The 13,683-nt window shown below is 45.8% G+C and carries 15 protein-coding genes; 10 read left to right on the forward strand and 5 right to left on the reverse strand.

Annotation, left to right across the window (positions count from 1 at the left end):
* Positions 1 to 92 precede the first annotated feature (92 nt).
* The 5 genes from BFC18_RS21155 to fldA all read left to right on the forward strand — a co-directional run bounded on the left by BFC18_RS21155 (position 93) and on the right by fldA (position 3,976).
* Positions 93 to 1,736: an electron transfer flavoprotein-ubiquinone oxidoreductase gene (locus tag BFC18_RS21155; RefSeq protein ID WP_070127755.1), complete on the forward strand. Its 1,644-nt coding sequence runs from the start codon at positions 93 to 95 to the stop codon at positions 1,734 to 1,736.
* Positions 1,737 to 1,875: 139 nt separating this feature from the next.
* On the forward strand, positions 1,876 to 2,268 hold the full coding sequence (locus tag BFC18_RS21160) for an H-NS histone family protein (RefSeq protein ID WP_070127756.1): 393 nt from the start codon (positions 1,876 to 1,878) through the stop codon (positions 2,266 to 2,268).
* 58 nt (positions 2,269 to 2,326) lie between these two features.
* On the forward strand, positions 2,327 to 3,109 hold the full coding sequence (locus BFC18_RS21165; protein ID WP_070127757.1) for an alpha/beta fold hydrolase: 783 nt from the start codon (positions 2,327 to 2,329) through the stop codon (positions 3,107 to 3,109).
* A 92-nt stretch (positions 3,110 to 3,201) separates the two neighbouring features.
* Positions 3,202 to 3,420, forward strand: coding sequence for a DUF2788 domain-containing protein (locus tag BFC18_RS21170; protein WP_070127758.1), 219 nt, complete (start codon positions 3,202 to 3,204; stop codon positions 3,418 to 3,420).
* 31 nt (positions 3,421 to 3,451) lie between these two features.
* A complete protein-coding gene (fldA, locus tag BFC18_RS21175) occupies positions 3,452 to 3,976 on the forward strand; it encodes a flavodoxin FldA (RefSeq protein WP_070127759.1) in 525 nt (174 codons plus the stop codon).
* Between the two features lie 68 nt (positions 3,977 to 4,044).
* On the opposite strand, the gene BFC18_RS21180 is transcribed toward fldA, so the two are convergent.
* Entirely contained in the window at positions 4,045 to 6,051 is a 2,007-nt protein-coding gene (locus BFC18_RS21180) for a methyl-accepting chemotaxis protein (protein ID WP_070127760.1), read from the reverse strand.
* Between the two features lie 374 nt (positions 6,052 to 6,425).
* Here BFC18_RS21180 and fur point away from each other — a divergent pair, with 374 nt between their 5' ends.
* A complete protein-coding gene (gene fur, locus BFC18_RS21185; protein ID WP_070127761.1) occupies positions 6,426 to 6,851 on the forward strand; it encodes a ferric iron uptake transcriptional regulator in 426 nt (141 codons plus the stop codon).
* Between the two features lie 31 nt (positions 6,852 to 6,882).
* On the opposite strand, the gene BFC18_RS21190 is transcribed toward fur, so the two are convergent.
* Genes BFC18_RS21190 through BFC18_RS21205 form a run of 4 tightly spaced genes read right to left on the reverse strand, consistent with a single transcriptional unit; the run spans position 6,883 to position 10,107 of the window.
* Complete coding sequence (locus BFC18_RS21190; RefSeq protein WP_070127788.1) at positions 6,883 to 7,749, reverse strand: aminotransferase class IV; 867 nt, start codon at positions 7,747 to 7,749, stop codon at positions 6,883 to 6,885.
* A gap of 9 nt (positions 7,750 to 7,758) precedes the next feature.
* Complete coding sequence (locus BFC18_RS21195; RefSeq protein ID WP_070127762.1) at positions 7,759 to 8,691, reverse strand: 5-oxoprolinase subunit C family protein; 933 nt, start codon at positions 8,689 to 8,691, stop codon at positions 7,759 to 7,761.
* Positions 8,688 to 9,383, reverse strand: coding sequence for a 5-oxoprolinase subunit PxpB (pxpB, locus tag BFC18_RS21200; RefSeq protein WP_083273232.1), 696 nt, complete (start codon positions 9,381 to 9,383; stop codon positions 8,688 to 8,690). Before pxpB ends, BFC18_RS21195 begins: the two co-directional genes overlap by 4 nt.
* Complete coding sequence (locus BFC18_RS21205) at positions 9,367 to 10,107, reverse strand: 5-oxoprolinase subunit PxpA (protein ID WP_070127763.1); 741 nt, start codon at positions 10,105 to 10,107, stop codon at positions 9,367 to 9,369. The genes pxpB and BFC18_RS21205 overlap by 17 nt, the downstream gene beginning before the upstream one ends.
* A gap of 67 nt (positions 10,108 to 10,174) precedes the next feature.
* Between BFC18_RS21205 and BFC18_RS21210 the strand changes: the two genes are divergently transcribed.
* From BFC18_RS21210 to BFC18_RS21225, 4 genes are all read left to right on the forward strand, one after another.
* On the forward strand, positions 10,175 to 11,023 hold the full coding sequence (locus BFC18_RS21210) for a CvfB family protein (RefSeq protein WP_070127764.1): 849 nt from the start codon (positions 10,175 to 10,177) through the stop codon (positions 11,021 to 11,023).
* A 19-nt stretch (positions 11,024 to 11,042) separates the two neighbouring features.
* Positions 11,043 to 11,438 (forward strand): OsmC family protein, encoded by a 396-nt coding sequence (locus tag BFC18_RS21215; RefSeq protein ID WP_070127765.1) that lies wholly within the window; start codon positions 11,043 to 11,045, stop codon positions 11,436 to 11,438.
* Between the two features lie 87 nt (positions 11,439 to 11,525).
* Positions 11,526 to 12,401, forward strand: coding sequence for a multidrug transporter (locus BFC18_RS21220; RefSeq protein ID WP_070127766.1), 876 nt, complete (start codon positions 11,526 to 11,528; stop codon positions 12,399 to 12,401).
* Between the two features lie 214 nt (positions 12,402 to 12,615).
* Positions 12,616 to 13,683 carry an efflux RND transporter periplasmic adaptor subunit gene (locus BFC18_RS21225; protein WP_070127767.1) on the forward strand — a complete coding sequence of 356 codons (1,068 nt, stop codon included), beginning with the start codon at positions 12,616 to 12,618 and terminating at the stop codon, positions 13,681 to 13,683.

The raw sequence follows: 13,683 nt of genomic DNA on the forward strand, positions 1-13,683 counted from the left end.
ATCTTTACGTTAACGTAAACTTAGCATGCAATTTACTTTCTGTTGACGTAAACGTCAACCTGATTACAAAAATCAAGCAATGCGGAGGAGTCATGGAAAGAGAATCGATGGAATTTGACGTTGTTATCGTTGGTGCTGGCCCAGCAGGCCTTTCTGCTGCGTGCAGATTGATGCAGCAAGCTTCTTCTTTAGCTGAGCCTCTGACGGTGTGCGTAGTTGAGAAAGGTTCTGAAGTAGGCGCACATATTCTTTCCGGTGCTGTATTTGAAACAACGGCGTTAGACGAGCTTTTTCCTGACTGGAAAGAAAAAAATGCACCGCTGCATGTGCAGGTAACGGAAGATGATATCTATTATCTTCGCGATAAGCAGCGAAGTCATAAAATTCCCAATAGCCTTGTTCCACGCACGATGCATAACCCTGGTAACTACATTGTATCTATGGGTAATGTTTGTAGGTGGCTGGCAGAACAAGCAGAAACCTTAGGCGCTGAAATTTTCCCGGGCTTTCCTGCAGCAGACATTTTGTATGATGACAATGGCGCTGTGGCCGGTGTGATTACCGGTGACATGGGCGTGGCCAGTGACGGTAGCCATAAGGAAGGCTTTATGCCCGGCATGGAACTACGAGCAAAATATACCCTGTTTGCTGAAGGTTGTCGGGGACATCTGGGGAAACAATTAATTGAAAAATTCAGCTTAGATAAAGATAGCCAGCCTCAACACTACGCCCTCGGATTTAAAGAAGTATGGGATATAGATCCTGCACTGCATCAACCTGGAAAAGTCATTCATACCACGGGTTGGCCACTTTCAGACGCCACTGGCGGCGGCTATTTATACCATGCCGAAGATAATCAGGTATTTGTCGGATTAATTGTAGACCTTAATTACACGAATCCAACGTTAAGTCCTTTCGATGAATTCCAACAGTTAAAACATCACCCCGTTTTTAAACGCTATCTCGAAAATGGAAAAAGGGTTTCTTATGGCGCCAGGGCCATTACAAAAGGTGGTTTTAATTCCTTACCAGAAATGGCTTTTCCTGGCGGTATGCTGGTGGGGTGTAACGCGGGTACTTTGAACTTTTCTAAAATAAAAGGAAATCATACCGCGATGAAATCCGGCATGCTCGCCGCGGACACCCTAATTAAACAAATGACTCAAAGCTCTCAACAGTCGTTAGAAGCAGAATTTAGCCAGCAATTTAAACAAAGCTGGTTATTTAATGAACTACATAGTTCAAGAAACTTTGGTGCTGCAATTCACAAATATGGTGCAATCTGGGGCGGCGCATTTAATACATTTGAACAAAATGTATTGAATGGTAATTCAAAATTTGAAATTGCCGACGGGAAAGCGGATTACGTTTCTATGCAAAGTATTCAAGAGTGCGTACTTCACACGTATCCTAAACCTGATGGCATTCTTAGTTTCGATAAGCTTTCATCGGTGTACTTGTCGAATACAAATCATGAAGAAAATCAGCCTTGTCACCTTAAACTCAGCGATAAATTAATTCCAATCAATGTGAATTTGCCAAAGTTTGACGAGCCAGCACAACGCTATTGCCCTGCGGGGGTTTATGAAATAGTAGAAAATGGCACGGGCAAAAGTTTACAAATAAATGCACAGAACTGTATTCACTGCAAAACCTGCGACATTAAAGATCCTTCACAAAATATTCAATGGGTAACACCTGAAGGGGGTGGCGGGCCAAACTATCCGAATATGTAAACGCTCTTAAATAGTGATCTATCTCATTTTTTGTAAGTATTTATCGAATTAAATAAAAAAAGCAGTGATACGCTGCTTTTTTTAGACTAAAATTTAAATACCCGTTTAATTACATAGAAAACTAACACAAGGTTGATTAATGAGCGACTTTTTAGAAATTTTAACTCACGGAAGACGTTTACAAGGTGCAGTAAAGGATTTAAGCACAGCCGAATTAGAATCTGTACAGGAAAAATTAACCAACATTATCGAGAAGCGTAAAGAAAAAGATCTCGAAGAACAGAAAGAGCAGCAAGAAAAACTGCAAAAAATTGCAGACATTCAGAAGCAACTCCAAGAAGCTGGCCTTGATGTTAGTGATTTAGAATCCGCACCTGCAGAAAAGAAATCTACTGGTAAGAAACGTCCTGTTAAATACACGCTAACAGACAGCGATGGTAAAGAGCACCCATGGACAGGTATCGGACGTATGCCTCGCGTATACAAAGACGCCCTTGAAAGCGGTAAATCTCTCGAAGATTACGCGATTTAATTTCTAAGTTTACATTAATTTACAAAGGCGACATTGGTCGCCTTTTTTAGGTTATGACATGCCCTCCCCGCTAAATTACTCTTATTTTGAAAAAAACGATTCCGATGTACTTTTAGTCGTTATTCACGGTCTATTTGGCACCATGGATAATTTGTCTGTGGTAAGACGCCATTTTGTCGACTCCATGAATGTACTCACCATCGACCTGCTTGATCACGGTGAATCCAAACACATTGATAATTTTTCACTCGACGCCTGTGTGGATGCGCTACTTCCCCTTATTCAACAATACAAAAAATCGAAAGTGGCTATAGTTGGCCATTCTCTTGGCGGTAAAGTGGCCATGCGGTTTGCACTGCGTTATCCCGATGAGCTGGATTCGCTGATCGTTGCAGATATCGCTCCTGTGACTTACAAACCGCGACATGACGACATATTCAAAGGGCTGAATTCGGTTGATCTCGGCGCAGTAAGCAAACGCTCTGATGCAGATGCTGCAATGAAACCCCTTATCCCGGAAGCAGGCGTACGACAGTTCCTGTTAAAAAGCCTGTATCAAAACGAGCAGAAAAACTGGCAGTGGCGATTTAACCTTGCTGGTCTGGAAGCTAATTATCAGGAAATTATTGGCTGGCAGACTATTGATGCCGTATTTGATAAGCCAACATTGTTTATCAAAGCGGGTAATTCAGATTACATCGATATGAATATGCAAGGCACAATTGCTGATTATTTCCCTAATGCACGTGCTCACATTATTGAAGGTGTGGGACACTGGCTGCACTCTGAAAAGCCAGATGCATTCAATCGAATTATTGAAAAACAGTTGGCGCGCCCATAACAACTGATATAGCGCAAAAATGTCATTCATTTCACTGCGAGTGAGATAAATTGTGTGCTATAGTTTGCGCCGATTTTGGACTAAGTAAAACTATGCTTGCTGAAAATTACGAAACCATCGAATCCATCATGTTCACTCTGGGCCTGATTGGCCTGTTTCTGTTAATGGGCTACGCCGTTCATGATGTTTTGAAAAGTAATGATGTACCGTTGATTGGTCGCGTGGTGGCCTACGGAGTACTTGGCCTGGGTGCACTGGGTTTCGTTGCCAAAGGTATCATTGAGTTGTTCTTCCTGAGCACTGGCGTGTAATTTCACAAGACATATCGGACAGAGGTTAATTATGGCAAGTGTTGGCTTGTTTTTCGGTAGCGACACAGGAAATACCGAACACGTTGCGAAAATGATTCAAAAAGAATTAGGTAAAAACCTGATTGATGTTCAGGATATCGCAAAAAGTACCAAAGAACAGATCGCAGAGTTTGATTTGCTTATTTTCGGCATTCCAACCTGGTATTACGGCGAAGCCCAATGCGACTGGGATGATTTCTTCCCTGAACTGGAAGAGATTGATTTCAATGACAAACTAGTTGCGATTTTTGGTTGCGGAGACCAGGAAGACTACGCAGAATATTTCCTGGATGCCATGGGCATGGTACGCGATATCGTAGAACCACGTGGTGCTATTCTGGTTGGTCAGTGGCCTACTGAAGGTTACGACTTTGAAGCCTCCAAGGGCATGGCAGACGATGATCATTTCGTTGGCTTAGGTATCGATGAAGATCGTCAGCCTGAACTCACTGAAGAGCGTGTTCGCGCCTGGTGTAAGCAGCTTCACGAAGAATTATGTTTAGCTGAATTGGCTTAAAGCAGATACATTTTTAAAGAAAACGGGCTTCAGCCCGTTTTTTTGTACCTGTGCTAAATTGTTTTAGGTTAAACCTTAAAGCGCTCAATTACCGCCCTTAAGCCCTCCATTTGTTTGTCTACACGGCCACTCGACTCATTGGCCTGGCGTGTGCTTTGCGCACTTTCGTCTGCCAATTTAACAATCGCATCAAGATTGCCTGCCACCGCCGTTAGTAATGCGTTCTGCGCATGGGTATCTTGCACAAAAGATTTATTGAAAGCCTGTAGCTTAGCGATAACATCGCTAATGTCGTTCACTTGCTGATAAACCTGCTCACTCACCGACACGCCCTGTTCGGCTTTTTCTTTACTGATGTTAATGGCTGTTACCGCGTTTTGTGCATCACGCTGTAAACTACCAATCATACTCTCAATTTCTTCGGTAGAGTTCTGGGTACGGTTAGCCAGAGTCCGTACTTCGTCAGCAACCACCGCAAAGCCACGCCCCTGCTCACCTGCCCGTGCTGCTTCAATGGCAGCATTCAGCGCCAGCAAGTTTGTTTGTTCTGCAATGGTTTTAATGACATCAAGAATAGAGCCGATATTTTTACTGTTTTCTTCAAGACGACCGATAATAGTTGCAGATTCCAGCGCCTGCGCAGATTGTTCCGCAACCTGCTGACGATTTTGCTTCACCATATCAGAGGTTGCCGTTGCTTGTTCGGCCACGCCATTTAACTCATTTAGCGCTTGTTCAATCATCGCCAGGTTTTTCTGACTGGTTTCACGGACATTATCGGTGTCTGCCGACGTTTGGTGCACCCGATCTCGCTGTTGATCCACCAGCGACAAACTGCGTTCGCCCATTTTCATGCTTTCCTGAGCAACGCTAAGTACGGCACGCTCTTTATCCTGAATGTTGCCGATAAGTTCTCGCAGAGCATCAGCCAAGCTGTTTACCTTTGCAGCGAGATCAGCAAATTCATCGTTACCATCTTGTGCCAGACGATAAGATAAATCTCCCTGACTCAAGCGCCCGAGTCCAGCGTTAATTCGACCTAATGGCCCCGCGATACTCTTTCTTACAGTTAACGTAAGTATGACTGCTGCCAACAGGCCAATACCGCACACAATGAGAGTATCGAGCAAACTATCCTGAACCGTGTCGAGAATAAGGTTTTGTCCTTCGAGGGTTTCTGCAGACACTTCATCATAGAGCGTATTAATTGTCGCCATGGCGTCGGTAAAGGCAGTATTGGCAATAAGTCTGCTATTTGCTGCAAGCTCGATCCGCGCTATTTTATTTTCTTGCAACGCAATAATGCCATTGTCACCTTCAATAAATTGCACCACTTCGGCATATTCAGACTGAAATTTCTCTACAATGCCGTCTGTATCCATGCCGTCGGCTGAGCGTAAAAAGTACGCTTTATCGACATCCAGATTGCTCAGTTGATAATTGAGGTCTGATATTAATTTAGCGGACTGGTTTGGTTTAACCGATTCAACAAGTTCACCCACTAACGCACTAAGGGTGATGAGCTTATTATCGATGTTCGTCCCCAGGCCTGCTAGCGCATCAAAACCAGGCTGGTCCGACTCAAGAAAGCTTAAATCCATCATCAACGCACCAGCTTCATTGATGTGCGCCTGGGCACTGGTTAGTTTCTCAGCCAAAGAAAACTGGTCTTCTTTGCTCTCTTCCAGGGCAGCATACATTTTCATGCTTTCACTAATAAACAACTGAGTGGACTCTACAGCCTGTGCAGCTTCCTGATTATTCGAGAAGTGCGTGTCGAACACCGACATCTCTTCAGCCAATACTTCACTCAGTGCAGCGAATTCCGCGTGGTTTTCTTTGAGCGCTGTGGCTTCTTCGGTGAAATAACCGTTTACCGATATGTTGGCCAAAAGCTGGCTATCGGTTTTAAGCGACATCATACTCGTTTGCAGCGGCATTTTTTCTGCTACCACGGCACGGGCAGATTGCCGAATGTCGGTTAAACCCAGGTAAGCAAGCAAGCTGGTAATAAGGAGCAGGCAGCCAAATAAAGCAAAACCCAATGTGATTTTTTGAACTACTGTTAAGCGCATTAGACGGTCTCAACCCTTTGTAATCATGAAATCAATGCATTGCACTGATAATCTTAATTTATATTGTTATTTTTGCGTAATTCAGTCGAAAATTAACATCGCCTTTTGACATGCACAGTGACTGAATAACAAGAGGTCATACCTGTCCTTAAGATTAACCTTATTAATCTGATAATGAAATAACATGTTTTAGTTTTGTTAATATACTGAGAGAAATCGTTTTACTCTCTCATCGTTATCACTGGTCAAAAAATGAATAATGCGCAACAACAAGCGCAAATAAATGTGAAGAATTCGTCGGCATGTACTTTCAAATGAAAACAAAGTACCTATAATGAGCGATTAAATAAAAGTGCGTATAGAAGTGGTTATCTATGGATCAAAATAAAGAACTGAAAAAAGCGGGCCTTAAGGTTACGCTTCCTCGTTTAAAAATTCTGCAGATACTGCAGGAACCGGCTAATCAGCATATCAGCGCTGAAGACGTGTATAAGATCCTGATCGATCAGGGCGAAGAAATTGGTCTGGCTACCGTGTATCGCGTCCTTAACCAATTCGACGATGCGGGCATTCTTAACCGTCACCATTTTGAAGGCGGTAAGTCAGTTTTCGAAATCAGCCATAAAGAACACCACGACCATCTCGTTTGCCTGAAGTGTGGCAAGGTTATTGAGTTTGAAGACGAGGTTATTGAACAACGTCAGATCGAAATTGCTGAACGTAACAACATCAAACTAACGCATCACAGCCTCTATCTCTACGGTGAATGTAAAGACGGCACCTGTGACAAAACAGAATAAGAAAAAAGCCTGCTTTGAAGCAGGCTTTTTTTTACAACTCAAATTTGTGGCGATTAAACACGCGAATAGCTTGTAGCCAAACATCCCCGACTTTGCCGCTGCCTACCGGTTTGTCATCTACCGATGTCACAGGCGCGATTTCTTTGCTTGAACTGGTTAGCCAAACCTCATCGGCATTATCCAGTAAGGCTTTCGTTATGGGCTTCTGCTGCACCTCTATTCCCTCAAGCTTGAGGCTGTCGATCACCAATTTACGGGTGATACCCGGTAAAATTTGATTATCGAGAGGTGGCGTCATAATTACGCCGTCTTTTACGACAAATACATTGCACGCACTTGCTTCGGTAACTTCGCCTCTGTGGTTCAGTAAGATTATTTCCTGCTTTCCGGCACTTTTTCCTTGCTGAAAATGCATTACGTTACCTAGCAAAGAGGTCGATTTAATATTGCAGCGTTGCCAGCGTTTATCTTCACCGGTGATCACGGAAAAAACAGACACTTTGTTTATGTCTTCAACTGGCGGCGCAGCTGTAGCAAAAGCAAAGGCAAACACCGTTGGCGGAATATCTTCCGGATATCCATGCGCCCTATTCATCACGGTGCCACGGGACACCTGAATATAAATACCAACAGAGTCAGACTGAAGATGTTGTGCGTTTTTCTGCACCAGCGCTGATACCAGTTCACGCCATTCTGTTTCGGATTTAGGATTGGTAATCGATAACGCATCAAGACCATCTTGCAGTCGAGATAGATGTGCGCCCATCCCAACAGGCTTGCCGCCAAGAGTGGGAATTACTTCATAGATACCGTCGCCAAAGAGAAAACCACGGTCCATAGGAGATATTCTGGCTTCTTCCAGTGGAAGATACGAATCGTTTAAAAAAGCCGTTGTCATCAGTAACACTTATTCCTGAAAAAATCGTTTAATCTTAGTTTCTTTGAGAAGCCAGGTACTTCTGGCATTGTTTGCATCGACAGGTGTAAAAGCAAGTTCACTCCCTGCCACGGCCTGGGCTAATCGCGGGATGTCGTAACTGGCAACAACACCAATTTTGGGATAACCCCCCAGGGTTTGCCGATCGGCGAGCATTATAATTGGCTGACCATCGGATGGCACCTGTACAGAACCGAAATTAATCCCCTCTGAGCGCATTGCCGTTAACGAACTTGGCACAGCGGCCCCCGACAACCGCATGCCCATACGGTCGCTTTGCGGCGTAACGGTATAAGCAGATGAATAGAAGGTTGCTTGCGTCACGGTGTCAAAGGCAAGATGCTGATAACCCGGAATAATGTCGACAGGCGTGGTTAATGAAAAATCAGGGCGCAAGGAATACGGAATTTTTCTGGTCGGTGCTACCGCTCTTGCCTTCATCGACAAGTCATCTCCCGCCTTCAGCGGCGAACCATCCCCTTTTAGCCCACCCAGTTTTTCTCGCATTACGGTACAAGCCGAACCTGCCACTGTGGGTACCTGCCAATCCGCCGACACCGCAAGATAATAGCGCTGCCCTATTTGCTCAGCCGATATTTGAATAGTTTGCCCCGGTTTTACCGTTACCGTTTGCCAGGTGGGAAATTCACCGCCATCGATGGTGAGGTGAACATCGGGCCCGCATAAGGCAATGGTAGCCGCCATATTAAAACGAAAAGCGGCATTCCCCACAATTTCGATGGCTGCGGTGTCGATAGCATTACCACACAACCACTGAGCGAACCGAAAACTCACGGGATCCAACGGACCAGACCCAGAAAAACCCTGATCCTGCATACCAATTCGACCGCCATCCACCAGCAGACTCACAATTCCAGGGCTGATTACGTTAAGCGACGTCATGCTTGTATATCCCACTGTCGAAATGTGTCTTCGTCGATACCATAAAACGATACCGTATCGCCCATGTTTAATAACGCCGGTTGCTCTGCCCCAGGGCGAAACATGGCTACCGGCGTAAGTCCGAGTAGCTGCCATCCACCGGGCGAGCGCTGCGGGTAAACCGCACTTTGTTTATCGGCCAGGGCCACAGCACCAACAGGAACGGCGGTACGAGGCGATTGTCGTCGGGGCACGTTTAAGCTATCCGCACTGTCACCCAGGTAAGCAAAACCTGGCGCAAACCCCACCGCGTAAACACGATATGTGGTGGCAGTATGGGTATTGATAATGCCATCTTTACTGAGGCCGGTTAAACGAGCAATATCTTCCAAATCATTGGCTTCAGGCGCGCCGTACCACACAGGAATACGGTGGTGCTTACCGGCAATGACATTATCCTGGCGAACCGGTAATTGGTGAATAAATTGATACACACCATGATCATCAATAGCGTATGGATCGAAGATGACGAGCAGAGAATCAAACGACGGTATGGCTTCACGAAGCCAAATTGGCGAGGCGGCTTTCAATGCCTGATGACAATTCGACACTCTGGCACTGGTTGCCTGAATATCGTTGTCTGAAAAGTATAATATCAGTCCATCCAACCCGGCATGCTCAATACGGCTGACGGCATTAAATGGCTGCATCATTTAGCATCGTCCTGAAGGTTTTTACCATTTCCACAGCGCCGGTTGAATCGCCGTGTACACATAACGTATCGACTTCTAACAGTAGCTGGCGGCCACTTTCTGTTGTCACCGTGCCTTCGGCAAGTAGTTGACGCACCTGTGCTTCAGCTTGTTGCGTGTTAAGCACGGCCCCCGCGAGTCGCCGAGACATCAGATAGCCATCATCGGTATAGCGACGATCGGCAAACGCTTCAAACATCAACGGTAGTGAAAACTGCGCCGCTTCTTCACGCAACAGATTTGCCGTAGGGTGCGCTTGAATCATCAATGCCAACTTGCCGTTGCCGATTTCAGCCACCGCCTCCATCACGGTCTGACGGATGCGCTTGTCTTGCATCAAATCATTATACAATGCGCCGTGGGGCTTAACGTAGCGCACGGTTTCACCTTCACACACTGCCATGCCGCTCAAGGCCGCCACCTGATACTGAATGCAGGCTTTGAGTTCTGTATCGGACATGGCCATTGAGCGTCGGCCAAAACCTTGTAAATCAGGATAAGAAGGGTGCGCACCAATGGTGACACCAGCGCTAACTGCGGCTTTAATTGCCTGTTTCATAACAACGGGATCGCCGGCATGAAAGCCACAGGCAATATTGGCCTGGTCGATATAATTCATTACCGAGGCATCTACCGGCATGGTCCAGGCCCCAAAACTCTCACCCAAATCGCAATTCAACTTCATAATGGTTTAGCTAACTCCGACAATTCGTTATCATACTACCTGTATTTACTTTTACAGTCAGTCCCTGATGATAGACATTGGAAAAATCAATCCTTTACGCGTTGCCGAAGAATTACCCTTTGGCTTTCACCTCACTACCGGTGACGACAACGATCCCCTTGTTCTGCTTTCTCACGAGAAAGCCGCAAATTTAGATCAGCCAGTTAAGCCAGGAGACGAGCTTAATGTGTTCGTTGGTTTGGATGAAACCGGCAATCTCGAAGCCTGGCCCAATGCCCCTATAGCGAATGTAGGCGATACGGTGGTACTTAAGGCCGTTGGTGCGACACATTTTGGCGGCTTCTTTGACTGGGGCGCCGACCGTGATTTGCTGGTGCCATCAGGGATGCAGGAAACGCCGGTAAATGAAGGCATGCATTATGTAGTGCATATTTATATTGATGAAAGTACTAACCGTATTTTAGGTGCCACCAAGCTGCATCGATTCCTGAAGGAAAGTGCGCCCTATTTGAAAGCCGGCGATGCGATTAATTGCATTGTTTACGGAAAAACCGAACTCGGCTTTAAGGTTGTCATCGAGAAGCAATATCTTGGACTTATTTTTCACAGTGATGCCTACAAGAAATTGCGCATCGGCCAGGAATTGGAAGCGTTTGTCAAAACGGTACGTGAAGACGGCAAAATTGATGTTGCCCTACAGCGCACCGATAAAGCCGGTCGTAAAACGTTGGAAGAAGCCATTCTCGACGACTTAGAAGCGCATGGCGGCGTTTCTACGCTAACCGACAAAAGTAAACCAGAGGAAATTTATTCACATTTTAATGTGAGTAAGGCCGCTTATAAAAAGGCGCTGGGGGCACTGTATAAACAGCGTCGTATTTCCATTGATAAAACTGCCATTAGACTGAACAAATAAGGTTAAGGACAAGGTATAAATGAAAGCAAAAGTTATCTGGGACAACGACCTTACGTTTACCGGTACAACAGATTCCGGATACAAAACGGTGATGGATGGCAATGGCCAGGCTATTTCCCCCATGGAATCGGTGTTGATTGCGGCGGGAAGTTGTTCAAGTATTGATGTTGTGGATATTTTAAAGAAAGGCCGTTTTGAAATTGAGCACTGTGAATGTGAGCTCAATGCGGAACGGGCTGAAAATCCGCCTCGCGTATTCACTAAAATTCACGCTCACTATAAAGTGAAAGGCACCGGTATTACCGATAAAGCCGTTGCTCGTGCCGTACAGTTGTCAGCAGAAAAATACTGTTCTGTGATGCTTATGCTGGCCGGCAATGTGGACATTGAAACCAGCTACGAAATTCTCAGCTAGAAAACGAATACCAAACATGTGAAGACGCCGCTCTGGCGTCTTCGTTTTATTTTCTCAATCGCTTAATTCCATTAGGGAAACCAGATTTTGACCTGGATATTTCTTACCCTGGGCGCAGTCCTTTTTCAAACGTTCAGAAATGCCTTCCAAAGCAAGCTCGGTGCAAAAGTAAATACCTCCGGCGTCACCCTCGCCCGCTTTCTTTTTGCTCCACCTATCGCGCTTGTATATCTTCTCGGCCTGTATCAGTTTTATTCGGTATCGGTACCTTCATTTTCAATGAAGTTCATTGGGTTTGTTTGTATATCTGCAGTGATGCAAATTGTCGCCACCTTCTTAATGGTGACGCTATTTAAGCAAAAAAACTTTGCTGTAGGCGCCGGGCTGGCAAAGAGTGAAGCATTGGTGGCAGCAGTGCTTGGTACGCTGTTTTTCGGTAGCCAGCTCTCGCTACTCGGCTGGGTTGGAATTGTTGTCGGCGCTGTTGCTGTTTTTGTATTAAGTGGTGCAACCCGAAAGGGTGAACTAAGCATTAAAACGGCGCTAATTGGTCTTGCCTGTGGCGGTAGCTTCGCCCTTACCTCTTTGTATGTCCGTGAAGCCGCTCAATTACTCGACGTACCGTTTCCGGTTAGCGCCGCCTGGGTGTTGTTATGGGTGTTGTGTGTGCAAACCGCACTACTGGCCGGCTACATCGCGGTAAAAGAACCCGAAGTGTTTGGCCAACTTCGCCGTCAATTACCGCTCACGCTGGCTGCCAGTACAACCAGTTGCTTTGGTTCTATGTGCTGGTTCAGTGCCATGAGTATTCAGTATGTGGCTTATGTGAAAACACTCGGTCAGGTTGAAGTGCTCACCACCATGTTGATATCCGCATGGATGCTTAAAACTCCGGTTAAACGGAACGAAATAGCCGGCTTGCTGTTAATCTCGGCAGCGGCCATTTGTGTCATGTGGACCTAACCGTTGCTTCGCCTAATGCCGCCATATAACAATGGCGGCATTCACCATTAAATAGTTATTCAGACCACATTTAGCGACTCTTCAAATTCACCATATCTTACAAATAAAAATAACATACTGATTTAAAACATATTATTTCGTTTTCCACACCTTGGCATGCACGATGCTCATAACCGCCTATAACTAATAACAGTTCACCTTGCGGGTTTTGACCATGGAAACGAAGAAAACACATCTGTTAGCCGCCTCTCTTACTCTAGGGATGCTCACCTCACTACTCACTGGCTGCGGCGATGCTGGCGCCGTAGACGATAAGAAAAAAGACGTTATTGTTGTTAGCATTCCGGTGGAAACCACCACCATTACGCGGGGTGTCATTTCTTCAAATTACGCCACCACAGCGATCCTCGAAGCCAAGGAAGAAGCGTTTGTGGTCGCCAGAGCAGCCGGGATCATTGAACACATTTTGGTTGAAGAAGGCGATTACGTCGAGAAAGGCCAGGTGCTGGCGCAACTCGATAAACGTCGATATGAATTGAACCTCGAAAAGGCTCGGGCTGATCTAGCTGGTATCGAGCAGGAACTGGCGAAAATTAACAAGGTTTACTCCCGTAAACTGGTGAGTGATGATGCATTTCAAAAGCTCACGGCACAGTATCAATCTGCACGCGCCAATGTAGAGTTAGCCGAATTGGATTTAAAAGAAACCACCATTACCGCACCGATCAGCGGCTACATTGCAGAGCGCAATGCGAAGGTGGGGAACCTCACCGAATCATTCCAACGTGAACGCATGTTCCACATTGTTCAGCAAAAAGCCCTACAAGGTATTGTTTATCTGCCAGAAAGCGAGCTCTCTCGTATTAAAAAAGCACAAGCCGCTACCCTTACAATTCCTGCCCTGGCGAATGAAACCGTGACCGCCCGGGTAGAACGGATCAGTCCGGTCATCGATGCCACCACCGGCACATTTAAAGTGACGCTAACCGTTGCCAACGACAATGAACAATTAAAGGCTGGCATGTTCTCCGAAGTTGCGCTGAATTATGACACCCGTTCAGATACACCATTGTTACCGCGCCAGGCATTAATCAGTATTGATAATCAAAGCACTGTGTTCGTGGTGCGCGAAGGAAAAGCGCTAAAAGTACCCGTTACCTTGGGTTTCGAAAACAGCGATATGGTTGAAATTACCAGCGGCCTGGTAGGCAGCGAGACCGTGGTTACCGTCGGTCACCAGAACCTCAAGGACCAAACCCCAGTTGAAGTTGTAAACAGCTGA

The organism is Alteromonas confluentis, assembly GCF_001757105.1.
Lineage (GTDB): Bacteria > Pseudomonadota > Gammaproteobacteria > Enterobacterales > Alteromonadaceae > Alteromonas > Alteromonas confluentis.

What these genes read in the sequence shown, in the direction of transcription:
- BFC18_RS21155 (WP_070127755.1), top strand. Translation starts at nt 93, where the DNA reads ATGGAAAGAGAATCGATGGAATTTGACGTTGTTATCGTTGGTGCTGGC.
- BFC18_RS21160 (WP_070127756.1), top strand. Translation starts at nt 1,876, where the DNA reads ATGAGCGACTTTTTAGAAATTTTAACTCACGGAAGACGTTTACAAGGT.
- BFC18_RS21165 (WP_070127757.1), top strand. Translation starts at nt 2,327, where the DNA reads ATGCCCTCCCCGCTAAATTACTCTTATTTTGAAAAAAACGATTCCGAT.
- BFC18_RS21170 (WP_070127758.1), top strand. Translation starts at nt 3,202, where the DNA reads ATGCTTGCTGAAAATTACGAAACCATCGAATCCATCATGTTCACTCTG.
- fldA (WP_070127759.1), top strand. Translation starts at nt 3,452, where the DNA reads ATGGCAAGTGTTGGCTTGTTTTTCGGTAGCGACACAGGAAATACCGAA.
- BFC18_RS21180 (WP_070127760.1), bottom strand. Translation starts at nt 6,051, where the DNA reads ATGCGCTTAACAGTAGTTCAAAAAATCACATTGGGTTTTGCTTTATTT.
- fur (WP_070127761.1), top strand. Translation starts at nt 6,426, where the DNA reads ATGGATCAAAATAAAGAACTGAAAAAAGCGGGCCTTAAGGTTACGCTT.
- BFC18_RS21190 (WP_070127788.1), bottom strand. Translation starts at nt 7,749, where the DNA reads ATGACAACGGCTTTTTTAAACGATTCGTATCTTCCACTGGAAGAAGCC.
- BFC18_RS21195 (WP_070127762.1), bottom strand. Translation starts at nt 8,691, where the DNA reads ATGACGTCGCTTAACGTAATCAGCCCTGGAATTGTGAGTCTGCTGGTG.
- pxpB (WP_083273232.1), bottom strand. Translation starts at nt 9,383, where the DNA reads ATGATGCAGCCATTTAATGCCGTCAGCCGTATTGAGCATGCCGGGTTG.
- BFC18_RS21205 (WP_070127763.1), bottom strand. Translation starts at nt 10,107, where the DNA reads ATGAAGTTGAATTGCGATTTGGGTGAGAGTTTTGGGGCCTGGACCATG.
- BFC18_RS21210 (WP_070127764.1), top strand. Translation starts at nt 10,175, where the DNA reads ATGATAGACATTGGAAAAATCAATCCTTTACGCGTTGCCGAAGAATTA.
- BFC18_RS21215 (WP_070127765.1), top strand. Translation starts at nt 11,043, where the DNA reads ATGAAAGCAAAAGTTATCTGGGACAACGACCTTACGTTTACCGGTACA.
- BFC18_RS21225 (WP_070127767.1), top strand. Translation starts at nt 12,616, where the DNA reads ATGGAAACGAAGAAAACACATCTGTTAGCCGCCTCTCTTACTCTAGGG.